Here is a 26,868-nt window from a genome sequence, read left to right on the forward strand (position 1 = left end):
TCTGCGCCTCTGCAGTCGGGTACCGCCGCACCGGATTGCACTTTATTGGCAATACCCGATTAGTCGCTCTCGTTGGCAGAACTCAAAGGTTCGCCGATCATTGTGGCCTTCTACCTTGCAGACTGGAGTCCAGTCTGCGGAGAGGTGAGCGCGACGTGGACAGCATTGTCGAAGCGCTTTTGATGAGCGCAAGAAAGCCGCTCGTTGAAAATGCGGAGACATAAGCGCGCGAAGACCGACAGAGCCGCTCTCGACGGAGAAATTCAGACATCACCCGACTCCAGCAACGGGGATAAGCCCAATGGATGACCTTAAAGAGAAACATGGAATAAAATCGATTTTGAACTATAGCATCTTCGTGCTTCGATGTTCGGGAGCTGCGATGGTATCGTATCTCGCCGCAGTGTCCCTAAATCTGGAACACCCGGTATGGGCAGCTATGTCATCGCTGATCGTTTTGCAGGAAGATGAAAGAGCAACCCAGAAGGCAGCCGTCGCGCGCGTAATTGGAACCTGCGCAGGGATCGCCATTGCCGTTTTGGTTGGGGCCTTAACTAGACCGATGGGCGCTTCTACGACTGAAGACATCGGGATCAGCGTCGCGTTCTGTGCAATTTTCACCCGTAAATTTCCAGACATGAGGGTCGCCATGTGGACCGCCCCTTTAGTCTATCTTAGTCGGAGCCCTGGAATCGATCTTTGGGATTCCGGGGTTGGGCGGGTGCTGGAAGTATTGCTTGGGGCGGCCGTCGGCGCAGCATTTCACTGGGGATCCGTTCGGGCGGTCAGGGCGCTCGATTAGGCTGATTGTGTTCTTCCAGCTCAATCAGCTGCTTCGTGTTCCAATAGCGATCGCAACTCCGCTATCGACTACCATCCGAGGCGTCTTGAGCACGTCTGCCGCTTCCAGCAAAGCGGAAGAATATTCGGAAAGCGCAAATCTATCCTTCTGCTTGGCAAGCTTACCGGAGCCGGATTATACCATCCCGGCGTTTTCGCGTAGCTGGCAGGCAAGCCTTGCGTTGCAGCCCCAAGGTCTCCCGATCGCCAAATAGAAGTTTGCGCATCCGGCGGCGCTGAGACCAGGTTTATCTGCGAGGCGAATAATCTGCGAAATGAGTCCGGTTGCTTCGCCTCCCTAATTCCTATTGTTCTTTGCCCCAAAAGGCCACATACCAACCGGATCTGTTTTGGATACTTCAGTCACATCACTCCCGACAAAAGAGATTTCGGACCGGACCATGTTTGCGATAGCAAAGCCGCCAGCACCCTTGGCACTAACGGCTTCTCATCGGCATCCTATGACTACGCTTAAAACTTCACACCGACGCCGACCTGCACAACGTTCTGCTTAAAGTCGACATTTCTGCCGAACAGTTCGGCTCTGCCAAAGTCGTTGTAGCGATATTCAAGACGGCCGAAGATGTTATTTGTGAAAGCGTGTTCAACACCGCCGCCGATAGTCCAGCCATTTAAGGTGTCGTCATCGCTGCCCGCTGGCGTCTTCAGCTTCACGTTTGTCGCCGTCCAGCCGCCAGCGGCGTAAATCAACGTACGATCAATCGCGAAACCAGCGCGCGCGCGCACGGACCCCGAGACACCGCTTTCGAGCTTGAGGCCGCTGCTATAGTTCTTGTCGGCCCAGTCATAGTTGAGATCGCCTTCGACACCGGCGACGAAGCCGTTCGAAAACTGCCAGTTGTAACCGCCGAAGCCGCCTAGCCGCCAGCCATCGAAGCTGTCGGAACCTAGGCCATCAGTTTTGCCGGTACCCCAGCTATAACCGGTATGGCCACCGATATAGGCGCCGCTCCAGGAAAACTCCGACGGGGTGTCGTTCGCAACCGGAGCAGTGGGGATGCGGTCAACGACATCAGCAGCGTAGGCAGAAGTCGACGCACTTAGAGCAGCGAAAGAAGCAGCAAGAATGAAAAGACCCTTCATGGGGCATGATCTCCGTATCTGAGTTTTGAAGTGTTATTAGAAGCCGCTACCAAAGGGTTTGCGACCAGAATGTCACGGATGAATGAGACACTGCGGGTAATGTTAATTCTTGAACATTCCGCTCGTTTTGCATCGATTACAGCCCAAGCAAATGCGATCGCTCACTGACGGCCACATGTTCAGTCCATTGGCCAACGGTGCGGCGGCTGCTCTTTTCTGGCAGAAGAGCCGCAGTGATCAGGGCAATCTTTGGATGTTCAGATACGAGTAGCTCCCGCCTCCACTCGGCATCAGCGCGAGCTCATCAAGCATGACCCGGACGAGGCCATCGACATGAGCGTTGCTCGCCGCACTTTTGGACGGTTTCGCAATCGATGTATCATCTCCAGAAGCATCGGCGAAACTGAGCGCGCGCCGCATTCAGCCGGAAGCACGGCTACGCCGGACTCTACAAACAGGCACGCCAGAAGGGCAACCCACCTGTAGGTCGCATTATTGCGCTTGATAAGGACGCTGCGCTCATTTGGGAAAAGCTAATGGCGCAAGGAAAGGCAGTGGGCAGCCCGCGAAGCGGGTTGGACACAATCGTGGCTGCCATTGCTCAATCCAATAGCTGCTTGTTCACCAATGATGAGGGAGATTTTTACCTGATCGAAATCATCAATCCCCCTCGAGGAAAGGCACGCTGAAAGACTTGGGAGATCTAGTGCCTCGAGTTCGCTTCCTCAGAACAGCTCAGCTCATTGAATAGACTTCCTTTTGAATCGACCGCGACGCAGCCTACCAAATGCTTCTCGTCGCCGAACTTGCGGTTGCGCTACCCGTAACCGCCACCGTCCGGTCTCTCGCCCCAGACAATTCTTATTTCGAAATGAAATACCCGCTATCGGATATAATCGGGATATCCGTTTCGCGCGCGCATAAGCTTGCAAAATATTGCCGCTTGCTTCCTCCCCATTTGATAACTTATGTTGGCAATGTTCTCAGGGCGGGGTGCAATTCCCCACCGGCGGTATCGGGATTTTCCCGGAGCCCGCGAGCGCTTCCGGTCTCCAAAGCCGGAAGGTCAGCAGATCCGGTGAGAGGCCGGAGCCGACGGTATAGTCCGGATGGAAGAGGACAAGGCAAAAGACGCCCGCATGCAGCGGGCTTCGCATTGCATTGTTCGCCCAAGGGATATTTGGCGCTTCTTGAAGCGCGAAAATGCCGCAAAACGGCATAACCCTTGAAAGGCTTAAAAGAAAATGACCATTGCTAAAATTGAAGACGCAATCGAAGCCATATCCCGTGGCGAGATGGTAATTGTCGTTGACGACGAAGACCGCGAAAACGAAGGCGATATCATCGCCGCGTCCGACAGCATAACCCCGCAGCAGATCGCATTCATGATGAACCACGCGCGCGGGCTGATCTGCGTCGCCATGCCGGGAGAGCGCCTCGACGCGCTCGACATTCCGCTGATGGTGTCGCGCAATACCGAATCCCTCAAGACAGCCTTCACCGTCTCCGTGGACTATATTCCCGGCACCACGACAGGCATTTCCGCTGCAGACCGGGCAAAAACCGTGCGTGCGCTGGTATCGGAAGGCTCGCGTCCCGAAGACTTCGCCCGCCCCGGCCATATCTTCCCGCTACGCGCCAACCCTGCAGGCGTGCTCGGCCGCACCGGCCACACGGAAGCCGCCGTCGATCTGTGCCGCCTGGCCGGCAAGTACCCCTGCGGCACCATCTGCGAAGTCGCCAATGACGACGGCACCATGGCCCGCCTGCCCCAGCTCGAAATCTTCGCCGAACGCCACGGTCTGCTCGTCGTGACGATCAAGGACCTCGTTGCCTATCTGAAGGGCGAGGTTGTCGAGGAAGTGGCGCAGAAGCAGGTTGCCTAGTCTTCACGCGCCTGTGCGGTGAATAAAAAACGCCCGGCGAAAGCCGGGCGTAAAATCAAAAGGCAGACCACCTTACCTCTTGCACGTGGTCATCAATTCGGGCGGCGCTGCCGCGCAAACCCTACCAGCAGCAGAACCCGCCATCTACCAAAAGGTCCACGCCCGTCACGAAGCTCGCCGCATCTGACAGCAGGAAGATCGCCGGGCCGACCATTTCATCGACGCCCGCCATGCGCTGCATCGGGGTCTGCTCTTCGAACAGTTTCGTCTGGTGCACCATCTCCGGCCGCGTGTTCATCGGCGTCGCGGTGTAACCCGGCGAGATGGTGTTGACGCGGATGCCGCGCCCCACCCATTCCATCGCCATGGATTTGGACATGTGGATGACGCCAGCCTTCGATGCATTGTAGTGGCACTGCATCAGGCCGCGATTGACGATGACGCCGGACATGGAGGCAATGTTGACGATTGCGCCGCGACCGTTCTTCAGCATGGCATTGGCTTGCGCCTGGCAGGAGAGGAACACACCCTTCAGGTTGATGTCCATCATCGTCTGGAACTGGCTTTCCTCCATTTCCTCGGCAGGATTGGCGTTCGCGATGCCGGCGGCATTGACGGCAAGCGAGAGAGCACCGAGTTCGGCCTGCGTGCGTGCTACCGCTTCGCTCAGCGCCTGCTTGCTGGTAACATCGGCGGCGATTTGGATCGACTTGCGACCAGCCCTGGCAATGAAATCGGCCGTCTGCGCCAGGCCGTCATCGGTGCGGCGGTCAAGCAGCGCGACATCGGCACCGGACTGGGCAAGCCCCATGGCGATCCGCTGGCCGATGCCGGAACCGGCACCGGTGACGAACGCCACCTGGCCGGAAAGATCGAAGAGTTTCGGCGCGTTGAGCGTGATGGTGGACATCTCTATTTCCTTCTTCAGATGGTTGCCAGTTCCATGACCGAGACGTCGTTGGCCTCGTCGCGATTGAGGATTCCGGCCTGTTTTCCCTGTGCAAGAACGAGGATACGGTTTGAAACGCCCAGCACCTCTTCGAGATCGGAACTGACGACGATGACGGCAACGCCGCTTTTGGCCAGACCGACGATAATATCGTAAATGCCAGCCCGCGCGCCGACATCGATGCCGCGCGTCGGCTCGTCCAGCACAACCACGCGCGGGTTACGTGCAAGCCATTTGGCGATGACGACCTTCTGCTGGTTGCCGCCGGAGAGATCCGAGGCAGGCTGTTCGCTGCGGCCCTTCACGCCGAATTTGGCAATTGCCTCCTTCGTAAAAGCACGCTTGATGCTAGGCGTTATCCAGCCGGTGCCGACACGGTCGAGATTGGCGTAGATCAGGTTCTCACCGATCTCATGCTCGACAACCAGCCCTTGAAGCTTGCGGTCTTCCGGCACCATGACGATGCCCTTCGCAATCGCATCCGCCGGGCTTTTCAGCGTCAGCACCTGTCCATCGAGCAAAACCTCGCCCGCACTGGTCGGATCGGCACCGGAAATGGCACGCACCAGTTCGGTGCGCCCCGCGCCGATCAGCCCGGCAATTCCAAGAATTTCGCCTGCACGGACGCCGAAACTGATGTCGCGGAAAGAATTGCCCGTGCCAGTCAGCCCCTTGACCTCCAGCACCGTTTTTTCCTGCGGTTCGGGCAGCGCCGGGAACAGGCGTTCCAGCGACCGGCCGACCATGCTTTCGACGATGGTGCGAACCGGTGTCGCGCTGTCTTCAAATTCATGCACCCGCTCACCGTCGCGCAGCACGACGATGCGGTCGGTGATCTGCCTGATCTCTTCCATGCGGTGGGAAATATAGATGATGCCCACGCCCTCGGCGCGCAGCTTCCGAACCTGCTCGAACAGGGCCTGGGTTTCCGCACCGCCAAGGGCCGCCGTCGGCTCGTCGAGGATCAGGAGCTTGGCATCGAGCGCCAGCGCCTTGGCGATTTCGATCAGCTGCTGGTTCGCGGTCGAAAGGCCCGCCACCTTGCGGGTTGCGGGAATATGCAGATTGAGCCGCGCCAGCTGCTGCTGCGCCCTTCGCACCATTTCGGCGCGGTCGACGATGCCGTTCTTCATCGGCCAGCGGCCGATAAAGACGTTTTCAGCGATGGAGAGCTCCGGCAGAAGTTTCAGCTCCTGATGGATGAGTACAATGCCCTTGTCTATCGCCTCACGCGGCGAAGCGGGTGTATAGGGCTGGCCAAGCCAGGTCATCTTTCCTTCGGACGGCTCGCGGGAACCGGCGATGATGCCTGACAGGGTGGACTTGCCCGCCCCGTTTTCACCCAGCAACGCCACGACTTCACCCGGATAGACGTCGAGATCGACGCTTTTCAGAACCTCGAGCGGGCCATAACGTTTGCTGATGCCACGGAGCGAAAGAACCGGCTCGCGCATGACGGGACCTCCTGGGAAACACGCGTGGCAGCGATGCGCCACGGCTTTGCGTCCGAATTGCCTGAAAACGAACAGATGACGCCCCCGCGCATCCGGCTGGAGTGCGCGGGGGCGGATGCATCAGGGATGGTTGGCAATGAAGCCGTCGACGTTTTCCTTCGTCGTCAGCGTCGCCTCGGAGAGTTGCACGGCCGGAACCTTCTCGCCGCCGACGATCTTGACGGCCATCTCGACAGCCGTGCGGCCCATCTTCTGGGTCTGCTGCGTCGCTGTCACGTCAAAGACGCCGTTCTTCAGCGCCTCAAGCGCTGCCGTGTCGCCATCGAAGCCGCCAACGACGATCTTCTGCGAGGGGTTGGCGACCTTGATCGCCTGTGCCGCGCCGAGCGCCAGACCGTCTGCCTGGGCAAAGACGATGGAAACGTCCGGATTGGCCTGCAGCATGTTCTGCATGATCTGGAAGCCTTCATCCTGGCTCCACATGTTGGACCACTGTTCGGCAACGATCTTCACGCCGGAATTGGCCTTGACCGATTCCATGCAGCCCTTGGTGCGGTCGACTTCCGGTGTCGTGCCCTTCTGGCCATGAATGATGACCATCTTGCCCGAGCCGCCTGCCTGCTTGATGATGTAGTCGCAGACCGACTTGGCGGAAGCGACGGAATCGGTGGCGAGGAAGGTATCGCCCGGTGCGCCGTCGGCATTGCGGTCGATGTTGATGACAGGCACACCGGCCGCCTTGGCAAGCTTGACCGGAACGGTCGCCGCAGCGGCACCAGCGGGAATATAGATCAGCGCGTCGATGTTCTGCGTCAGGAGATCCTGGATCTGGTTGACCTGCGTCGGACCGTCGCCCTTGGCATCGACGGTGACAACGGTGATGCCGCGCGTCTTGGCTTCGGCTTCGACGGCCTGCTTGATCTGGTTGAAGAAGTTCGCCTGAAGATTGGCAACGGCAAGGCCGATCTTCTTGACTTCGGCGGCGTTGGCCGAACCGAGCGACAGGGCCAGAAGGGCGGCGGATGTCAGCAGAATGCGTGAAAATTTCATGATTATTCCTCCATTTGTTGATTTTTGACCTTCGGGCAGATCAAACCTCCTCCCCTTCGGCCGCTTTTCACGCCTCCCATACCGGGAGGGTCGTCTATTGCGCGGACGGCTCATCGCCCTCCGCAGGCAAATTCAGCTTCTGCGCCGGCGCAATGTTTCAGCGCCCACGGCCAGCACGATAACCACACCGATGATGACCTGTTGCAGAAAGGGTGAAACATTGAGCAGGTTGAGGCCGTTGCGCAGCACGCCGATGATGAGCACGCCGATCAGCGTTCCGCCGATGCCGCCGGCACCGCCCGAAAGCGAGGTCCCGCCGATGACGACAGCCGCGATCGTATCCAGCTCGTAGCCAAAACCGCTGGAGGGCTGCACCGAGTCGAGACGGGCTGCAAGAACGATACCCGCCAGACCGGCAAGAACCGCACAGGCAACATAGACGCAGATCGTCACCAAGGCGACGTTGATGCCGGCAAGTCGCGCCACTTCCGGGTTGCCGCCAACCGCATAGACGGTGCGGCCTTCGGAGCGGAAGCGCAGGAAAAGAAACGACACCAGAACAACGACCAGCATCAGCAGCACGGTCGCCGTCAGCACGCCGAAATGGCGGTCGATGGCCAGCATCATGAACCAGTCAGGGAAACCGACGATCTGCTGACCGTCCGTGATCATATTGGCAAGGCCACGCGCCACCGACATCATGGCAAGCGTCGCGATGAAGGCCGGAACCCGGAAGGCGGTGACGAGAACGCCTACGACAAGGCCGCAGGCTGCGGATGCGATGAGCGCCAGCATGATGGCCATGCCCATGGGCATGCCCGCGACATTGGCTGTCCAGCCCATGATCATCATCGAAAGCGCCAGCACCGAACCGACGGACAGATCGATGCCGCCGAGCAGAATGACGAAGGTCATGCCAACGGCCATGATGCCGAGCACGGTGATCTGGTCGAGGATGTTGAGACCGTTTCGAAGCGACAGAAAATTTTCGCTGGTGAAGGTCAGGAAGACACACAGCAGCAGCAGGCCCAAAAGAGGTCCGGTCGCACCGCTTAGCCAGGCAAGCGGGCTTCTGGTGTGCGTAACCCCCTCATTGCGTTCAAGCACGGACATGGCTCCTCCAAGTGGCTATCTTGCATTTTTTAAACCGATTAGAATAATTATTCATGCTCGGTGAAACATGCATATGCCAGTTGAGAGAAACTTGTCAATAGGCTTGGAGGGCGGGACGAGCCTTGCGGGTGATGGGATGGCTGCACACGCGCGCCTCCCATCCCGTTCCGGTGCACATCGCGGGAATCCAGCGCAAGCGCGCCTGTGTGGCAAGGAGAGCCCTTTCAGCCAAAGGACTTAGGTTGAGCAGGGTCCCGTGACGAGCCCAGGAATGAGGCGGGGAGGCGCGCTTCATCATTGGTGCAAATGAAGCGGCAGAAATAATCGGCACAGATTGAAACAGGACAATTCACAATTCCGGCTTGACAGAAACGCCGTGTCTGCAATTATATAAACAGCTGTATAAATATTCACACGCATGTTTTGAAGAGGATCCCATGCAGCCCACAGAGCTAGAGCGCATTGCGCGCCAGATTCGCCTTCGCGACGTCCAGGCTGTTTTCGAAGCGGGTGCCGGCCATATCGGCGGAGAAATGTCGGCGATCGACATCATGACCGCCCTTTATTTCCGCGTATTGCGCATCTGGCCGGACGAACCGAAGAACCCTGCCCGCGACCGTTTCGTGCTGTCGAAAGGCCACACCGCCTGCGCGCTTTATGTGACGCTCGCCAAACGTGGCTTTATCCCGGAAGAGGAAATCTCGACGTTCCTGCAACCCAATTCCCGCCTCAATGGCCACCCCAACTGCAACAAGGTACCTGGGGTCGAGACCAATACCGGCCCGCTTGGCCACGGGCTTCCAGTTGCCGTCGGAATGGCCAAGGCGGCCAAGCTTTCGGGAGCGGATTACCATACCTATGTCATGACCGGCGATGGCGAGATGCAGGAGGGCTCCAACTGGGAAGCCATCATGTCCGCCGCGCAGTTCGAGCTTAACAATCTGACGCTTATCATCGACCATAACCGTTTCCAGCAGGGTGCTGCGATCTCGGAAACCAACGACGTCGCGCCGCTTCGCCCGAAGCTTGAAGCATTCGGCTGGGAGGTGAGCGAAATCAACGGCAACGCGATGGAAGAGATCGTTCCGGCGCTCGAACATCGTGGCGAGCGCCCGCATTGCATCGTTGCGCACACCAATAAGGGTCACGGCATTTCGTTCATGCAGGACCGCGTCGACTGGCACCACAAGGTTCCAAGCAAGGAACAATACGAAATTGCCGTCAAAGAACTTTCGGAGGCATTGTAATGAACGCGCCCGTAACCGCCGCCAAACTCTATGATTGCCGCGACGCCTTCGCCGAAACGCTGGAAGCGCTGGCCGCTGCAAACGACAGGGTCGTGGCCGTCTGCAACGATTCGGTCGGCTCCTCGAAGCTCGGCGGCTTCAAGTCGAAATTCCCCGAGCGCCTCGTCAATGTCGGCATTGCCGAACAGAACATGGTGGGCGTCGGTGCCGGCCTTGCCAATGGCGGCCAGCTTCCCTTCGTCTGCGGCGCATCCTGTTTTCTGACCGGTCGCGCGCTGGAACAGATCAAGGCAGACCTCGCCTATTCCAACGCCAATGTGAAGCTCATCGGCATCTCCTCGGGCATGGCCTATGGCGAACTGGGTCCGACGCATCACTCGATCGAGGATTTCGCCTGGACCCGCGTTCTGCCGAACCTGCCGGTGATTGCCCCCTGCGACCGCATCGAAACGGCCGCCGCCGTCAAATGGGCTGCGGACTATGCCGGCCCCTGCTTCCTTCGCCTGTCGCGCGTCGGCGTGCCGGACCTTCTGCCTGATGGCAACGTCTTTGAACTCGGCCGCGCCAACCTGCTTCGCGAAGGTTCCGACATAACGTTGATCGCCAATGGCACGCTGACACACCGCATCGTCAAGGCCGCCGATATTCTGGCCGGTCGTGGCATCAAGGCGCGTGTGCTTAACATGGCGACCGTGCGCCCGATCGACGAGGCGGCCGTCATTGCCGCAGCGAAGGAAACCGGCGCAATCCTGACGGCTGAGGAACATTCGATCTTCGGCGGTCTCGGCTCTGCCATCGCCGAAGTTGTCGTCGATCATGCCCCCGTGCCGATGAAGCGCCTCGGCGTTCCGGGCGTCTTTGCCCATACCGGCTCGGCAGAATGGCTGCTCGATGAGTTTGGCATGGCACCCGCGGCCATCGCGGAGGCTGCAGCTGCGCTGCTCGAGAGAAAGTAAGTCTCCTCCCAGGGTCGTCGCGTGTCTTCGGATGCGCGGCGACACCCTTTGCAATATCGTCGTTTAATCACCGCAAGGCTGAAACGAAAAAACTGCCGACGAAAGAACTCAAGTGATGCGCGCCATTCTGTCCATTGATCAGGGCACCACCAATTCCAAGGCCATTCTCGTTTCTGAAACAGGAGAATTGCTGGCGCGCGGTTCATCGCCGGTCGGCATCACCTATCCGCAGCCCGGCTGGGTCGAGCAGGATCCGAACCGTATCTGGGCCTCGGTGCGCGAAGCGATTTCCGCCTGCCTGTCTTCGGCACCCTTTGCCGTCAGTATTGAAGCCATCGCCATTTCCAACCAGCGCGAATCGGTGACGATCTGGGACGGTGAAACCGGCGAGCCGCTCGGCCCGGTCTTGAGCTGGCAATGCCGTCGCACCGCGCAGGATTGCACCGATCTCATCGGCAAGGGCCATTCCGAACGTGTCATGGCGCTGACCGGCCTGCCTATTGACCCGATGTTTCCCGGCGCCAAGATGCGCTGGCTGTTGGAGCGTGCGCCGAAGGGCCGCAGCCTTCGCCTCGGCACCATCGATAGCTGGCTGATCCACTGCCTGACCGACGGCAAGGTGCATGCCTGCGACGCCTCCAACGCGGCCCGAAGCCAGGTGCTCGATCTCAACCGGCAGGTCTGGAGCGAAGAGCTTTGTGACCTTTTTGGCATCGACATCAACACCCTGCCCGACCCGCGCGACAGCAGCGGCGACTTCGGCGTGACATCAGGTGTTCCCGGCATCGCGGACGGAACGCCTATTCTGGCTGCCGTCGGCGACAGCCACGCCGCCCTCTTCGGCCACGGCGCCTTCAATCCCGGTGACGGCAAGGTGACGTTCGGCACCGGCTCATCGGTGATGACGACGCTGCCGCATTTCATCGCGCCAGAGCGCGGCATCACGACGACAGTTGCCTGGAGGCTTCACGGCAAGCCGACTTTCGCGTTCGAGGGCAATATTCTTGTGTCTGCCGCCTCCCTGCCGTGGATGACGGACATTCTCGGCCTGCCAGATGTCGCATCTCTTGTGGAGCTTGCCGCGACCGCTGAACCAGATGGCCCCGGTTTCGTCCCGGCCTTTGTCGGCCTTGGCGCGCCCTATTGGGATTCCAATTGCCGCGCGCTATTTTCGCAGATCAATTTCAGCACAAGTCGCGCGCAGATGGCCCGCGCCGTTACCGATTCCATCGCCTTTCAGGTTTATGACGTCTTCTCGACCATGAGCGCGCAGTCGCCCTCCGGCTTCGGACAGCTGTTCGTAGATGGGGGACCGAGCCAGAACCGTTTCCTCATGCAATGCGTCGCCGACATGCTGGACCACCCCGTCATCCAGCGTGACGCGCCGGAAGCCTCCGCGCTTGGCGCGGCCTATCTTGCCGGCCTCGCCCTCGGTCTATGGAGAGATCTCGACGCCATCGCCGCGCTCAACAGTCACGGCAACGCCATCGCGCCTTCGTCCGGTGACGGCAGGCAACGGCTTGCCGTCTGGCGCGACGCGATTGCGCGCTCGACGTTACCTGTGACGTCGGGTAAGGGTGAATAAAAATTCACCCTGGAGGGCTTATGGGCAGGATCAACGAACTTCGGATGATATCCCGCGTGGCGCAGATGTATTTCAGCGAGCACAGGCGGCAGGCGGAGATTGCCGAACATCTCAATCTTTCGCAGGCCACAGTCTCGCGCATGCTGAAGCGTGCCGAAACGGAAGGTATCGTGCGCACCAGCATCATTCCGCCGCCCGGTACCTATAGCGATCTTGAAGCACAGCTTCGCGAACGCTTCGATCTGCCGGAAGCCATTGTCGTCGATTGCAGCGAGGATCGCGACGGCGCGATCATGGCCCGCATCGGCGAGGCTGCCGCGCATTTTCTCGAGGTGACGCTGTCGCAAAACGAGATCATCGGCGTTTCCAGCTGGAGCCAGACGATCTTCAAGATGGTGGAAAACATCCATCCCTTGAAGGGCGCCAAAGCGCGTTACATCGTCCAGACGCTGGGCGGCATGGGCGATCCTTCCGTGCAGACGCACGCGACCCAGATCACCACCCGGCTGGCGCGGCTGACGGAGGCCGAACCGAAATTGCTGCCGGTCCCCGGCGTCGCCACCTCTCGCGAGGCCAAGCTTTTGATGCTGGCCGATCCCTTCGTGCGAGAAACAATTGATCTTTTCGGTTCGATCACGCTCGCAATCGTCGGTGTCGGTGCCGTCGAGCCATCGGAGCTTCTTGCCCGCTCGGGCAATATCTTTTCCGCCAAGGAGCTTGCCGATCTCGCACAGGCGGGCGCCGTGGGCGATATTTCGCTCAGGTTCTTCGACAAGGACGGCAAGCCCGTCAAGACACCGCTCGATGACCGGGTCATAGGCCTTCCGCTGGAGAACCTCTCCAATGTCGACCGCGTCATTGCACTCGCCGGCGGCTCGAAAAAAACCGAGGCGATCGCCGGCGCGCTCAGAACCGGCGTGATCGATGTCCTTGTCACCGACAAATTCACCGCCGAACGACTGGTCGGCACAGAAACATAGCCGTTATCCCATAAGGAGGAGACATGAGGCGCTTTGAAGGTCAATCCGTATTCGTGACCGGAGGCAACAAGGGCATCGGTTACGGCATCGCCCGCCGTTTTGCCGAGGAAGGCGCGAAAGTCGCCATCGCCTCTGTCGACAAGGACACCAATGACGCCGCCAAAAAGCTGGCGGACGAAACCGGCTCAGTCACCCATGGCGTGATCCTCGATGTGCGGGATGCGGCGGCGGTGCGCGAGGCCTATGGCGCAGCCGAAGAGGCAATCGGTCCCATTTCCATCTCCGTCCAGAACGCCGGCGTCATCACCATCTCCAAGATCGAGGAGCTGACGCAAGAACAGTGGGATTTCAACCTCGATGTCAACACGAAGGGCGCGTTCCTGTGCTGCCAGGAGGCGATCCGCCGCTTCCGCGCAAGTGGCACCAAGGGCCGCCTGGTTAACACCGCCTCCGGCCAGGCCCGCCAGGGTTTTATCTATACCCCCCACTACGCCGCTTCAAAATTCGGCGTCGTCGGCCTCACGCAAAGTCTGGCCAAGGAACTGGCGCCCGAAGGCATCACCGTCAACGCCATTTGCCCCGGCATCATCCACACCGAAATGTGGGATTATAACGACCGAGTCTGGGGCCAGATGCTCGGTGACTACAAGCCCGGCGAACTCATGGCCGAATGGGTGCGCAACATTCCAATGCGCCGCGCAGGAACACCAGCCGAAGTGGCAGCCTTGGTGGCGTTTCTCGCCTCCGAGGATGCGGCCTACATCACCGGCCAGACAATTAATGTCGATGGCGGGCTGATCATGTCGTAGCACTCAACCAATCGATGACGGCATCTGCATTCTTCTCTGGCGGATGGACCGGGTAAAAGACATGCTTGATAACGCCCGTTTCGATAATCATCGTGAGCCTCTTGAGCAGCGTCAGGCCTCCAGCCTGGAACGTTGGAAGGCGAAGGGCTGACACCAGAAGGAGTGAATGATCGGAAAGCAGAGGAAACGGCAGGTGAAGCCGCTCTGCTGCCTCTCGCTGATACTCAGTGGTCTGCGTAGAAAGGCCAAACAGACGCGTTGCTCCCAATGCCTTCAGTTCAGCGAAATGATCACGAAAGGCACAGGACTGTGGTGTACATCCCCTCGCGCCGGGTATTGCGTCCCATCCGTCAATCGCCTTTCCTCCGGGCGGGCTTGTCCGGGGGTAAGCATAGACCACGGTTAACCCCGGCTCACGCAGATCGACGGTCGTGCCATCCGTCGCAACCAAACCAATGCCAGGCAACTCCATCCCGGGTAAATGCCTGGCTGCTCCGTCGTCACGTGGGGTAACTAATTGCTCATCCCCGCCGGGTTCAATCATTGCCACCTCGTTGCTCTTCCTGTCTGTCGACGTTGCGACGTTAGCCGATTTTCATACTACCGCAATGTCTTGTGCGCAGGTGCAAAGCTGCCGTAGCGATTCGCGCCTTCAGCCTTGATGGAATACGAACGCCACGCCTTTATTCAATTTGACAAAGTCACCGATTGCCAAGTCTCTGGCCAATAGAGATGGCGGCAGCCGATAAAACGGAAACTAATTTTCCCGCTGAACCTTGCCTCCGTCGATACCGAATTTGCACTCTCGCAATGCCTGAACGCCTTGATAGGAATCGAACCACCGGCTCCGAGAGAGCGGGGCGGTTATCTTGGCGGCATATGTTCTGGCCATTCCTGTGCGCCATGAAGCACACGAAGAATTCGAACTGTCGTTTCAGTAATGGTATAAGCCGCGACGTAGGGCGTACCGTTGATGACGAGTTCGCGCGTCCCAGCAATTCTGCCCACGCGCCCACTGGCAGGAAAATCGAGTAAACGGCGGGTAGAGGCGACAATCCGCTCATCGATCAGAACGGCGGCCGCAGGATTATCTGCCTCAATGTAAGTGAATATCGCGTCGCGATCCGATAACGCAAATGCAGACCAAGTAAGTTTCACGATTTGGGCACACCAGCTTTAAGACGTGCTGCTGCTCGACGTTCGGAAAAATGCGCCTCAACGGCTTCGTCTGATAAATCCGGCCGAGTATCATTTAATGCTTCGAGCACCTTGCTCCGAAACCAGGCGTCATGCGCTTCACTGCCTGAAAGAAGCTCAAGGGGCAAAGCCCCCTCATTCGCAGTCCGGGTGAGCAGGATACGAACAGCATCAGATACCGTGAGGCCCATGCTTTCAAGCACGGCAGAAGCACGATCCCGAACCTCGGCATCAATACGTGTTTGGACGAGTGCGTTGGCGGCCATGGCTATCTCCTGATTCAACTAGATAGTAATGCAGTTGAATGACGCTTTCTAGCTAAAATTCGCGCTGCCATTATCTGCGTATGGCTTCTTTTAAGCTCTTGAAGGGAATCGAACCAAAGTCCACCACCTCCGATACACTACGCTGCTGTAGCTTTTATGCTCAGCGTGGAACGGTTCGTTCGCTACACACGGGTTCCATCATCGTTTTACGGCAACACATTTCACCTCAGCGAGTAGTCCCTGATGCGCGAGCTCAGAGACACCTATCCGGGTCCACGCATAGGTTCCCGTCGGAAACACCTCGTTTTTGACAGTCCGGAACACGTCCATGTGCTTGGACATTTCGACGTGATAGCTTGTCATTTCCACGATGTTATCGAACGTGCATTGAGCGGCTTCCAGGACAATTCGTAAATTGTCCCACATAGCTCTGAATTGCTCTAAAGGATCGTGAATAATCGTGAGATCCTTGGTCCGCCCGACTTGGCCGACGACGTAGATTGTGTCTCCGACTTTAACCGCGGGAGCATAGCCGGCTCGGCTGACGATCTCCTGCATCTCGTCGGGTATAATGATCTCTCGATCCATAGGGGTCCTCGCAATCTTTGCTGGTTGCTAGCGGCACTGATACAAGCGTCGCGAATTTTCAAGCGCCGCTGAATGAAAAAGTACAAACGGCCAGCGATGTCCGACAGTCCTTCACTTCGCCCGCCGGAGTGGCATCTGTACAAGGCGTCGGGCCAACTCAGCCGATGACGCTCTTCATCGTTGAGCCAGAGACGGCCGCGTCCCAAACGTGACACAGCTAGCAAGTTCATCGAGACAGGCGCCTTTTGCAGAATGCATGCCGCCGCTACTTGGCAGCTTTGGCTGCTTCCTCGATAACCTTTGCGACTGCAGCCGCCTGCGAGATGTAGATAGCGTGGCTGCCCTCTACCTCTGTCACCGTTGAACCGGCACGGTTGTAATCCAGCGCTCCAAGTCGGAGTTTACCGTCATATCGTCCTTCGCTACAATTGCGTAGCTAGGCTTCACGTGCCACGCTGCGACCGAAACCTGCGCATTGGTGGCGACGACGCCAACAGGCATTTGAGACCGGGCCATGAACTCGGCTTGATCCTTGGGCAGATCTGCCCCGAAATCAGCAGCAAACTTTGACCGGTCGATAAGAAGGAACCCATCCTTCGACGGCTTAATATCCTTGGTGAGTGACGGCATAGACTGGAGCAATTGTGCTGTGCTTTCACCTTTTTCAGGTTGGAGCGCTGCGACATAAACAAGTGCCTTGACCTTAGGATCATCACCTGCTGCCGTGATGATCGTGCCCCCGTAGCTGTGACCGACGAGAACAACATCTCCGTTCCGAGAAGCTATCGAATTGTCGCGGCAGGGTCGGGACCTCAGCCTCAAACTCTACCCAAGCGTTTTGAGGTCCCTGCGGCGGATTAATGGCCAAGGCACGAAGATCGTCGCTTATACGGAGTCCATGGCGTTTTACAGCGCGTACCGCCTGGAGCGCTTCGACTTGGACGGTGTTATAGACGTAATGTTTAGTCCTGAGGACCACGATATGCAAAGCGGCGTGTCGGTCGACAGCAGGCGAAGACTTCCAGAGGAATTCTACGCACTATAGGTTACGGAATCGCGCCGCGGTTGTACACCACATCCAGCAAAACCATCATGCCGCAACCGTGCGCGGTATCTATGAAGGTTTTGAGATCATCAAGCGATCCGTAATTGCGCTGTGGTGCAAATTGCATCACCCCGTCGACGGCACCGAGCGCTTCGTCGATCGCGGCCAAGCGCAGATCCGAACCTTCCCATCATGCGCCTTGGCGCAATGGCCGCCCAGGGGCTCCTCATTCAACGCGGCGGCCGTGCTGGGACACTTCGTGGCTTGAAGATTGCGGAACTTACTTTGATCGCGACAGTTTGGTCCCACCCGACCCGTCAATCCTCCAAAGGAAGTTATCGATACCGCTCCAATCACCGTCAGTCATCATTACGGCAGCACCATTGAGGTCAATCTGTCCGCTACGCCTGGTTTGAACCGCATCGTTTTCACGAGCGTTGCGATTGGCCACGTGAACTGGACCGAGAACTGAACGGCAATTCTGGCCTTATTTACGCTGCGCTCAATGAAGGAACAGGTGATGGATTGGGTTCTGGTGATTGCAACGCCATCAATCTGGATGCGGCGGGCTGAGCGTTTTTTGGCGAGGCGTTTCAGCTGATCTTGCAGGACGCATCAGCGACTTTCCATGAGGCGTCGCGGCTCGGCGGATCTCATCAAGACTGGCGGGGAAGTGCAGACTTGAACGATACCAGGAGGCAAACCATGGCGAACTGTTCGCCCGCTGCAATACGTAGAATAGTCATCATCAGCGATTTTCAGGATGGCAGGCCCGATCACTCCGGTGTCCAGAGCGTTGAATGGTTTCGCAATCAATGGCTTGCAGGCTCCCGTGGAAATTATCCACATCCATCACAATCACCAAAACCGGTGGAGGTTGTTGGCGGCTATATTGAGCGATTGCCCCTTGCCGCCCTTAAAACAGGACTGGTCAATTGCGCCGAGATATGGACGCACTGGCGCGGAGAAACGCCTCCAAGGGACACGATCCTTCCCGGCTCCCACCTGAGGCGCCGAATGTTCAGGATGAACGGCGAGGCTGCACCTTTTTCGTCGAACGACATGATCGGTCACGTTGAGGCCTTCGGGGTGCCGTCGATCCTCTGCGTCTGGGGCCTTGGCGTCGATGAGAACATTCTCGAGGCGTGCCGGGACAGCTACAAAATCTACAATTCGATCGATGCGCCGGCGTTAAGAGTGCCGTTTGAGGTCAGCCGTCATTTCAATCTTGTCCTGACGGGCGCTGAGTGGCAGTCCGAAGAGGTACGCATACGTCACCCCGAGATGGCGACCGCGATCATGCCAATCGGTCCGGAATTTGCGTCCGAATTGACCTTTCGACCCCTGGGCCTGCGCAAAATATACGACGTGATCTATGTTGCCGCAGCCCAGCCATACAAACGGCACGACATCCTGTTTGCGGCTCTCGACAGGCTACCTCGCTCGCTACGCACGCTCTGTGTTTGCGGTTATGGGGAAATGATCGGTGACTTGCACCGCAAGGCCCGGGAGTTGGGAATAAATGTCGATTTCGTCGATCCCCCGGGTGTCGCCTTCGCCGAAGTCAATCGGCTGATGAACATGGCAAGGATCGGCGTCGTCTGCGGGGTTGACGACGGCGCGCCTGCGATCCTCACCGAATATATGCTGGCGGGCATTCCGGTTCTCGCCAATAGTCGGTTGAGCTGTGGCCTGCAATACATCACGCCAGATACCGGCGGCACAGCGACCCCAGAGGAATTTCACGAGGGGATAAGCAGCATGCTTGGACGACTTGATTCCTATCGGCCCCGTGACGTCGTCCTCGCAAACTGGACGTGGCCGCACAGCATCCGAAAGCTGGAACGCATCCTCGGCGAATATTAGCCGGATCGTTTTTTATGACATCTCAGGAACTATAGGACCGACCGGTGGTTCGAAGACCGTCAATGTGACGTGCGCTTTATTGCGAGGTGTTTGATGAACCTGCTGAATTCCCACCCGCAATCGGCTGATGTCGGCGTGCCGGCCAATTCCCCCCTTATCTGTTTTTCCCATCTCAGATGGGATTTTGTTCTGCAAAGACCGCAGCACCTGATGCAGCGCTTCTCACGCGAACGGCAGGTGTTCTTTTTCGAGGAATTCATTCCGACCGACCATCACCTTGCCTATCTTGAAATCCATTCGTTTGAGGGAACCAGCGTCAAGGCGATCCGTCCCCGCATTCCTCACTGGTGGAGCGCCGAAGAGCGCGATGCTGCACTGGGTCGGATACTTGACGAACTGCTGGACCTACAGGGCGGCAGTAAACCCATCCTCTGGTTCTACACACCCATAATGTTCAGCTTTGCAAAACACGTCGATGCCGCAGCAGTGATCTATGATTGCATGGATGAGCTTGCCAACTTCAAGCATGCTCCACCGGAGATCAGGGACGCCGAGCAGGCGCTGATGAGGCGGGCGGATGTAGTTTTCACAGGCGGCATCAGCCTTTACGAAGCAAAGAAGCACCGGCACGATAACATCCACCCCTTCCCCTCCGGCGTCGATACCGGTCATTTCAACACGGCGCGTAGGGATATCGCGGAGCCAGCCGATCAGTCGTCCATTCCCCATCCGCGTCTCGGCTATTACGGCGTGATTGACGAGCGGCTGGATCTTGGCCTTATCGGCAAGATGGCGGCGGTTCGCCCGGACTTCTCATTCGTTTTTGTCGGCCCCGTTCTGAAGATTTCACCCGCCGACCTGCCAACGGCATCGAATATCCATTATCTCGGTCAGAAGGCTTATGAGGACCTTCCCGCCTATCTCAGCGGCTGGGACGTCGCGCTGATGCCTTTTGCCCTCAATGATGCGACGCGTTTCATCAGTCCGACCAAAACCCCGGAATATCTTGCGGCGGGATGCCCCGTCGTCAGCACGCATATTACAGATGTTGTACGCGGTTACGGCGATGTCCGCGGCGTTTTCATCGCCAACGGCACCGGTGACTTTGCGTCGGCCTGTGACGCAGCACTTGCCATATCGAGAGGTGGCGACCCTTGGCTTCAGGCGGTGGACGAGGTCCTTGCGCGTTCATCGTGGGACGCAACATTCGACGCCATGTCACTTCTGGTCAACAGGGCGGCCACAAACATCGGGATGCCGATTGTTACTCCCGACAGATCGTTTCTCAGACAGGCTCGCCGCGATAAACCGCAGACTTACGACTATCTCATCGTCGGCGCGGGATTTGCAGGATCAGTCCTGGCCGAACGTCTGGCCGCAGACGGGGACAAGAAAATCCTCCTATGCGACAAGCGGCCCCATATCGCCGGCAACGCCTATGATCATTACGATGAGGCAGGTATTTTGGTTCATAAATATGGGCCGCATATCTTCCATACCAACAGCGAGGACATCTTTGCCTATCTCTCCCGGTTTACGGCATGGAGGCCCTACGAACACCGGGTTCTTGCGCAGGTCGGCGATCTACGCCTTCCCATACCGATCAACCGCACGACGCTGAACGCACTTTATGATCTTGATCTCGCAAATGAAGCCGCGGCTGCCCTTTTCCTCGCGGGTCGAGCGCAGCCATGTGATTCTATCCTGACATCGAGGGACGTCGTCATATCGCAGGTCGGACGAGAACTCTACCAGACGTTCTTCGAGGGATACACGCGAAAACAATGGGGCCTCGACCCATCGGAACTCGACCGTTCCGTCACCGCACGCGTGCCGACCCGCACGACCGTGGACGACCGTTATTTCCTAGACCGGTTTCAGGCCATGCCGCGCGACGGTTATACCCGCATGTTCGAGCGCATGCTCGACCACGAGAACATCACCGTCATGCTCGGCACAGATTTCGCCGACATCAGGCATGCGGGCCTTGCAAGACATACGATCTTTACCGGCCCGATCGATGAATATTTCAACCACCGCTTCGGCCATCTTCCCTACCGCAGTCTGGAATTTCACCATGAGACCCATGATATCGGACGGATGTTTCCGGTGGCTGTCATCAACTATCCCTCGCAGGACGTGCCCTATACGCGGGTGACGGAATACAAGCATCTAACCGGCCAGGTCCATCCGAGAACGAGCATCAGCTACGAATATGCCTGTGCCGAGGGCGACCCCTATTATCCTATTCCTCGATCGGAAAATCAGGCCCTCTACAAACAATACGAGGCTTTGGCCCGCAAACAGGATGACGTGACATTCGTCGGGCGGCTTGGCACCTACAAATACTACAATATGGATCAGGTTGTAGGTCAGGCTCTCGCGACCTACAGACGTCTGCGGTCACAGCGGGTTGGCGGCGGGGTTATGGTCGATGCCCAGGGTGACTGACAGGCCCCGCATCGTTCTTGCAACCGACAGCCTCGACCCATCCGGAATGGGAGAGCACATGCTTGCGCTCGGTCGGGCGCTGTCAAGTCGTTGGGACGTAACGCTGTCCCTGATCCTCGAGGACAAGGCCGGTCTGCTGCCGCGTGCGGCGCGGTACGGGCTAGGTGTGAAACTGGCTGCAAATCATAGCGACTTTCACGCATGGCTCGCAAAGACAGATATCAGCCTTCTTCATGTCCACGCCGGCATCGGATGGGAAGGGCATGATCTTGCCACGGCAGAAACCGTCAAGAGAATTCCCATCATCAGGACGGAGCATCTTCCTTATCTTCTAACCGACCCAAGTCAGCAGGAGCTTTACAGGCGCGAGACCCGACACCTTGCCCACCATATCGTCGTGTCCTCTTCGTCGATGGAAAGTTTCCGTTCCCACATCGCGCCCACACAACTGACGATCGTGCGCAACGGCATTTTTCCACTCAGCCCGGCCGGTTCATCGTCCCAGCTGAAGCAGGACCTCGGCCTCTTGGGTAAGACGGTCCTTCTGACCGTCGCCCGCTTCACGGCGCAGAAGGACCACGCGAAGCTGCTGCATGCATTGCCGGAAGTCCTGCAATCATATCCGTCGCTCGTGCTGCTGCTGGTGGGATCGGGCGAGGAACAGCAAAATGCGGAAAGGCTGGCGGCGGAACTGGGCATCGATGACCACGTACGTTTCCTCGGTCAGAGATCGGATATCGCTGCGATCATGGGCGTCGCCGACCTCTTTGTGCTTCCGTCGCGTTTCGAAGGGCTGCCGATTGCCGTGCTGGAGGCCATGTCGCTTGGCCTGCCCGTAGTTGCAACGCGTGTTGGAGGAACGGTTGAAGCGCTGGGGGAAGTCCACGCCTTTTTTGCGGAACCCGATCTGCCCGCCTCGCTGGCGTGCACCATCATAGAGGCACTGAGCGATCCTCGTCGTCTGGCCACCGCTGGCGATATGGGCCGCGAGCGTTTCCAGAAACACTTCTCCGCTGACCGGATGGCAGCGGAGACCGGCGCAGTCTACGAGCGGGTGCTCGGAAGGCGAGCAACGCAAAATCAAAAGGACAATTCCATGCAGAAGACACGCCTCGCCTTCATCGGTGTCGGTGGCATCGCCCAGCGGCACCTCGACATTCTGGCCGATTTTGATGACGTCGAGCTTGTCGGTTTCGCCGACCCCGATATCGCACGGGCGGACCAGGCGGCGATGCGTTTCGGCGCGAAGTCCTTCCAGCATCACCGCGACATGCTGGATGCTGTTCTGCCGGACGCCGTATACGTTTGCATCCCACCCTTTGCTCACGGGGAGCCAGAGCATGATCTGATCGAGCGGGGCATCCCTTTTTTCGTCGAAAAGCCCGTTTCACTAAACATTGAAACAGCGCAGGAAATTGCTGCAGGCGTCGCGCGCAAGAATCTGATCACAGCGGTCGGGTATCACTGGCGTTATCTCGACATTATAGACGAGGCCCGTGGTCTTCTGGCCGAAAATCCTGCTCAGCTCCTGTCCGGTTACTGGCTCGATTCAACGCCGCCGCCTCAGTGGTGGTGGAAGCGGGACCAATCCGGCGGGCAAATGGTGGAGCAGGCGACACATCTTCTCGACCTCGTCCGCTTTCTTGTCGGTGAGGTGACCGAGGTTTATGGCCGCATCGGACACAAGGACCGACCGGAGTTCCCCGGCCTCGACGTGCCCACCGTTACCACTGCAAACCTGACTTTCGAGACGGGCGTGGTGGCCAATATCGCCTCCACCTGCCTGCTCGGCTGGAATCACCGTGTCGGTCTCCACATTTTTGCTGACCGGCTGGCCATAGAGCTGACCGACAGGGATATCATGGTGGATGTGGGACAGGGACGCCCCGTGCGCGGCGCAGATGGCGACCCGGTTTGGCGCGAAGACAGAGATTTTATCGACGCCGTGCGTGGCGGTGAAAACTGCATTCGCTGCCCCTATGCAGAAGCCCTCGCCACGCACCGTCTCGCTCTTGCGGTCATGTCATCGGCAAAAAGCGGGGAACCTGTCCGTCTTGAAAAGCCGGATTTTGTGCGCGTGCAACCAGCCCCCTTGCAGTTCCAGCCGCGCCCGGAAGCACCACAGGGGCTGCCGCCCGGCCACCGCCACGTGAGGTCGCTCGGGGTCGAAGCGCCGGGTCGGGCCTACTTCTTTGGTTATGACGAAGGTCCGCCAGCCGATGGTCAGTTTCGGCTCGATACTCTTTATACCGGTCTTTCCGCAGGAACCGAGCTGACGTTTCTGAAGAACACCAATCCCTATTTCCGCTCCCGTTTTGACCATGGTCGCGGCGTGTTCATCGAAAACGAGCCGGACCTGCACTACCCTGTGCCGTTCCTCGGATACATGGAGGTCGCCCGCGTATCGCAGTCTCACGCAGCAGGAATTGCATCAGGGGATATCATCGCCTCGGCCTACGGTCACAAAACCGGCCATACGGCAGACCCTTTCCACGATGTGCTAGTCGCCCTGCCGCCGACCCTCGATCCGCTGCTGGGCATCTTTGTTGCGCAGATGGGCCCGATTGCGGCAAACGGCATCCTTCATGCCGATGCGGAAGCTTTTGGCGTGAATGTGCCGACGCTGGGTGCGGGGGTCAAAGGGCGCCCCGTAATCGTCATCGGGGCAGGCACCGTAGGGTTGATGACAGCACTGTTTGCCCGAGAGCTTGGCGCCTCCGACGTTATCATCACCGACCCGTCCGATTTCCGTCGCGGAAAAGCCGAAGCCATCGGCCTGACCGCAATGAGCGAAGAGCAGGCATGGCAGCACGCCAAGGCTCGCTGGCACGACGGCACGATGGGGCGTGGCGCAGATATCGTATTTCAGACCAGAGCACATCCCGGAAGCCTGCACACGGCGCTGAAAGCCCTGCGACCACAGGGAACCGTGATCGACCTTGCCTTTTATCAGGGCGGCTCCGATCATCTGCGGCTGGGCGAGGAATTTCATCACAATGGCCTCAACATCCGGTGCGCGCAGATAAACCGCGTGCCGCGTGGGCTTGCGCCGCTCTGGAACAGGGAACGACTAGCACGCGCAACCGTGGATCTCCTTGCCGTTGAGGGTGCCTTGATCCGCGAACACATGATCACGCATGTCATCGCCATGGACGAGGCCCCGGCCTTTCTTGCCGATCTGGTCGAAAACAGACCGGACTTTCTGCAAATCGTGTTCCAGGTGAGCGAATGATTGCCGAACAAGCGCCTTTAAGGATACTGTTCGTTTTCGCCTGGCTGGTCGTCGGCGGAGAGGAAACGGAAGTCCAGCTACTCGCCAAGCACCTAGACAGGAAGCGATATCGCATTGACGTCGTTGCCTGCTTTCGCAAACCGGGCATGCCGGAACAGACGCACGAACAGCTGCGCGCGCTCGGGGTTGACGTTGACACCACGCCCTACAGCCTCTCGTTCGACGATACGGTTGCCTATCTCGCCAGCAAGATTTCCGGCTACGACATCGTGGTTTCCTGCCAAAACGTTGCCGACATCTACCCGGCGCTGGAGCGCCTGCACCTGCGCCCATTGCTTATCGAACATGGTGGCCTCGTCTCGGAGGCGCTTGCAGGGCCGAAACATTTCACCAGCCGTTATGTCGGCGTCTGCCGCACGATCCGCGATGCCGCTGCCTCCCACATGCCGGGCCGCGAAGCGTGCGCCATCGAAATTCCGTCGATGGTCGATCTGTCGGCCTTTGACCCGACACAAAGAGACCGGATGCGCCGCAGTCTCAACATCACCGACGATCAGATCCTCATCGGCTGGGTCGGCCGCCTCGATCCGAAAAAGAACGTCGAAGATTTCATCGACGCGGCAGCAATCGTCAGCCGCGCCCACGCCCGCGCCCGCTTCGTCATCGTCGGCGGGCCTGATGCCTTCCTCCCGCAATACGCGACCACATTAAGGGAATTAGCCGCAAAACATGGGCTTTCCGACGTCCTTCAATTTCTGGGCGACCGAAAAGACGTTGCCGATCTTCTCGCAGCCTTCGATATTTTTACATGGCTTTCCCGCGGCGAAGGCATGCCACATGTGATCGCGGAAGCAGGCGCCGCAGGTCTACCCGTCATCTCAACGCCGGATAACGGCGCGATGCAGCAGATAAAGGACGGTGTCTCGGGCCTGTTCGTACACTATGACGATCCGGTTGCTGTCGCCGAGAGGATCGGTTTTCTGATTGCCTCTGGCGAACGCCGGCGTTCCCTTGGCTCCGCATTGCAGCGGAAAGTGGAGGCGACCTATTCCGCTCAAGCGGTGATACCGCTTTGGCAGCAATTGTTCACCGAAGTGAATAAGGAGCGCAAAGCGGCGCGAGCGACGGGATTGTTCAAATCTTTCCTGCAAGGCGGTTTCGAGTGCTCGAGCCATCGCCTTCGGCCAAGGGACGGCGAACTCAACGGCCGGCGGCTCGACATGATTTCTACGATCACTCACGACATAAATGCCGCACGGGATTATCGCCAGCTTGCCGAATTCGGTATCCGCACGGTGCGGGATGGCTTTCGCTGGCATTTGATCGACGGTGCCGGCGAATACGACTGGTCCAGCATTCGCCCGATGCTGCGGGCGGCCAGGGAGACGGGAACGCAGGTTATCTGGGATCTGCTGCATTATGGCTGGCCCGATGATCTGGACATCTGGTCGCCACGGTTCGTTGACCGATTTGCACGCTACGCCGCAGCCTGCGCCCGCCTGGTGCGTGAGGAAAGCGACGACATTCCCTTCTATTGCCCCGTCAACGAAATTTCGTTTTTTGCCTGGGGCGGAGGCGATGCGGGATATCTCAACCCGTTTAGCCGAGGTCGTGGCTTCGAACTGAAAGTGCAGCTGGCACGAGCGGCGATTAGTGCCGTGGACGCGATAATTTCGGTCGATCCCCGCGCCCGGTTTGTCCATTGTGATCCTGTCATCAACGTCATCACCGATCCATCGCGCCCGTGGGAAGCAGGCATGGCGGAAGGGCACCGCCAGTCTCAATTCCAGGGCTGGGACTTGATCTCCGGCCGGATGTGGCCGCAGATCGGCGGTGATGAGCGTTATCTCGATATCGTCGGCGTGAACTATTATTTCAATAACCAGTGGATCCACGGCGGGCCGCCGGTCGATATCGGCCATCCGCTGTACAAACCGCTAAGCAAAATTCTCATCGAGACCTATGCGCGTTACGGCAAGCCCATGCTGATCGCTGAAACCGGTACGGAGGGAGGACGCAGGGCATCCTGGTTTGAATATGTTTGCGCCGAAGTGCAGATTGCCATGCAGTACGGCGTTCCGCTTGAGGGTGTGTGCCTTTATCCGATCGTCAATCACCCGGGATGGGACGACGGCCGACTGTGCGAAAACGGGCTTCTTTCCACGGAAATCACCGCATCGGGCCGGGCGGCGTATGCCCCCCTGGCAGCCGCAATCAAACTGGCGCCATTCAGGGCTTGATCGATCACGC

Annotated in this window: 21 protein-coding genes, 1 pseudogene and 1 riboswitch; of the genes and pseudogenes, 11 read left to right on the plus strand and 11 right to left on the minus strand. The window is 58.5% G+C overall.

The window, feature by feature from the left end:
• The first annotated feature begins 301 nt into the window (after positions 1–301).
• Positions 302–802, plus strand: a complete 501-nt coding sequence (locus ASD46_RS25515; RefSeq protein WP_082546270.1) for an FUSC family protein — start codon at positions 302–304, stop codon at positions 800–802.
• Positions 803–1,311: 509 nt separating this feature from the next.
• Here the strand turns inward: ASD46_RS25515 and ASD46_RS25520 are convergent.
• Positions 1,312–1,944, minus strand: coding sequence for an outer membrane protein (locus ASD46_RS25520; RefSeq protein ID WP_060642966.1), 633 nt, complete (start codon positions 1,942–1,944; stop codon positions 1,312–1,314).
• A 975-nt stretch (positions 1,945–2,919) separates the two neighbouring features.
• Positions 2,920–3,069: riboswitch (FMN riboswitch) on the plus strand.
• 119 nt (positions 3,070–3,188) lie between these two features.
• Here ASD46_RS25520 and ribB point away from each other — a divergent pair.
• Positions 3,189–3,830: a 3,4-dihydroxy-2-butanone-4-phosphate synthase gene (gene ribB, locus ASD46_RS25525; protein ID WP_013637525.1), complete on the plus strand. Its 642-nt coding sequence runs from the start codon at positions 3,189–3,191 to the stop codon at positions 3,828–3,830.
• A 121-nt stretch (positions 3,831–3,951) separates the two neighbouring features.
• On the opposite strand, the gene ASD46_RS25530 is transcribed toward ribB, so the two are convergent.
• From ASD46_RS25530 to ASD46_RS25545, 4 genes are all read right to left on the minus strand, one after another.
• On the minus strand, positions 3,952–4,740 hold the full coding sequence (locus ASD46_RS25530) for an SDR family oxidoreductase (RefSeq protein WP_003517081.1): 789 nt from the start codon (positions 4,738–4,740) through the stop codon (positions 3,952–3,954).
• Between the two features lie 14 nt (positions 4,741–4,754).
• A complete protein-coding gene (locus ASD46_RS25535) occupies positions 4,755–6,233 on the minus strand; it encodes a sugar ABC transporter ATP-binding protein (protein ID WP_019565851.1) in 1,479 nt (492 codons plus the stop codon).
• Between the two features lie 120 nt (positions 6,234–6,353).
• Positions 6,354–7,283, minus strand: a complete 930-nt coding sequence (locus ASD46_RS25540; RefSeq protein ID WP_003517083.1) for a sugar ABC transporter substrate-binding protein — start codon at positions 7,281–7,283, stop codon at positions 6,354–6,356.
• A 132-nt stretch (positions 7,284–7,415) separates the two neighbouring features.
• On the minus strand, positions 7,416–8,396 hold the full coding sequence (locus ASD46_RS25545) for an ABC transporter permease (protein ID WP_003517084.1): 981 nt from the start codon (positions 8,394–8,396) through the stop codon (positions 7,416–7,418).
• A 437-nt stretch (positions 8,397–8,833) separates the two neighbouring features.
• On the opposite strand from ASD46_RS25545, the gene ASD46_RS25550 reads away from it, so the two are divergent.
• The 5 genes from ASD46_RS25550 (at position 8,834) to ASD46_RS25570 (ending at position 13,973) form a co-directional block, all read left to right on the plus strand.
• Complete coding sequence (locus ASD46_RS25550; RefSeq protein ID WP_003517086.1) at positions 8,834–9,643, plus strand: transketolase; 810 nt, start codon at positions 8,834–8,836, stop codon at positions 9,641–9,643.
• Positions 9,643–10,599 (plus strand): transketolase family protein, encoded by a 957-nt coding sequence (locus ASD46_RS25555; protein ID WP_060642967.1) that lies wholly within the window; start codon positions 9,643–9,645, stop codon positions 10,597–10,599. The genes ASD46_RS25550 and ASD46_RS25555 overlap by 1 nt, the downstream gene beginning before the upstream one ends.
• Positions 10,600–10,714: 115 nt before the next feature.
• Complete coding sequence (locus ASD46_RS25560) at positions 10,715–12,184, plus strand: FGGY family carbohydrate kinase (protein ID WP_060642968.1); 1,470 nt, start codon at positions 10,715–10,717, stop codon at positions 12,182–12,184.
• Between the two features lie 20 nt (positions 12,185–12,204).
• Positions 12,205–13,164 (plus strand): sugar-binding transcriptional regulator, encoded by a 960-nt coding sequence (locus tag ASD46_RS25565; protein ID WP_013637520.1) that lies wholly within the window; start codon positions 12,205–12,207, stop codon positions 13,162–13,164.
• Positions 13,165–13,187: 23 nt separating this feature from the next.
• The gene (locus ASD46_RS25570; RefSeq protein WP_060642969.1) at positions 13,188–13,973 is read left to right on the plus strand and encodes an SDR family oxidoreductase; all 786 of its coding nucleotides are present in this window, start codon (positions 13,188–13,190) and stop codon (positions 13,971–13,973) included.
• On the opposite strand, the gene ASD46_RS25575 is transcribed toward ASD46_RS25570, so the two are convergent.
• The 6 genes and pseudogenes from ASD46_RS25575 to ASD46_RS27270 all read right to left on the minus strand — a co-directional run.
• Positions 13,963–14,517: a peroxiredoxin gene (locus ASD46_RS25575; RefSeq protein ID WP_060642970.1), complete on the minus strand. Its 555-nt coding sequence runs from the start codon at positions 14,515–14,517 to the stop codon at positions 13,963–13,965. The genes ASD46_RS25570 and ASD46_RS25575 overlap by 11 nt on opposite strands.
• A 320-nt stretch (positions 14,518–14,837) precedes the next feature.
• Entirely contained in the window at positions 14,838–15,131 is a 294-nt protein-coding gene (locus tag ASD46_RS25580; protein WP_060642971.1) for a type II toxin-antitoxin system mRNA interferase toxin, RelE/StbE family, read from the minus strand.
• Positions 15,128–15,436, minus strand: coding sequence for a type II toxin-antitoxin system RelB/DinJ family antitoxin (locus tag ASD46_RS25585; protein WP_060642972.1), 309 nt, complete (start codon positions 15,434–15,436; stop codon positions 15,128–15,130). The genes ASD46_RS25580 and ASD46_RS25585 overlap by 4 nt, the downstream gene beginning before the upstream one ends.
• A gap of 198 nt (positions 15,437–15,634) precedes the next feature.
• The gene (locus ASD46_RS25590) at positions 15,635–16,024 is read right to left on the minus strand and encodes a RidA family protein (protein ID WP_060642973.1); all 390 of its coding nucleotides are present in this window, start codon (positions 16,022–16,024) and stop codon (positions 15,635–15,637) included.
• 354 nt (positions 16,025–16,378) lie between these two features.
• Complete coding sequence (locus ASD46_RS25595; RefSeq protein ID WP_320188090.1) at positions 16,379–16,846, minus strand: alpha/beta hydrolase; 468 nt, start codon at positions 16,844–16,846, stop codon at positions 16,379–16,381.
• A gap of 242 nt (positions 16,847–17,088) precedes the next feature.
• Positions 17,089–17,205 (minus strand): annotated as a pseudogene (locus tag ASD46_RS27270) (alpha-amylase family glycosyl hydrolase); the annotation flags it as partial.
• 569 nt (positions 17,206–17,774) lie between these two features.
• Between ASD46_RS27270 and ASD46_RS25605 the strand changes: the two are divergent.
• From ASD46_RS25605 to ASD46_RS25620, 4 genes are all read left to right on the plus strand, one after another.
• Entirely contained in the window at positions 17,775–18,935 is a 1,161-nt protein-coding gene (locus ASD46_RS25605) for a glycosyltransferase (protein WP_082546271.1), read from the plus strand.
• 93 nt (positions 18,936–19,028) lie between these two features.
• Positions 19,029–21,386 carry a UDP-galactopyranose mutase gene (gene glf / locus ASD46_RS25610; protein WP_060642975.1) on the plus strand — a complete coding sequence of 786 codons (2,358 nt, stop codon included), beginning with the start codon at positions 19,029–19,031 and terminating at the stop codon, positions 21,384–21,386.
• Complete coding sequence (locus ASD46_RS25615; RefSeq protein WP_320188091.1) at positions 21,379–24,618, plus strand: glycosyltransferase; 3,240 nt, start codon at positions 21,379–21,381, stop codon at positions 24,616–24,618. Before glf ends, ASD46_RS25615 begins: the two co-directional genes overlap by 8 nt.
• Complete coding sequence (locus ASD46_RS25620; protein ID WP_060642977.1) at positions 24,615–26,858, plus strand: glycosyltransferase family 4 protein; 2,244 nt, start codon at positions 24,615–24,617, stop codon at positions 26,856–26,858. Before ASD46_RS25615 ends, ASD46_RS25620 begins: the two co-directional genes overlap by 4 nt.
• Positions 26,859–26,868 lie beyond the last annotated feature (10 nt).

The sequence above is a fragment of the Rhizobium sp. Root491 genome, assembly GCF_001427205.1.
Taxonomy (GTDB): Bacteria; Pseudomonadota; Alphaproteobacteria; order Rhizobiales; family Rhizobiaceae; genus Agrobacterium; species Agrobacterium tumefaciens.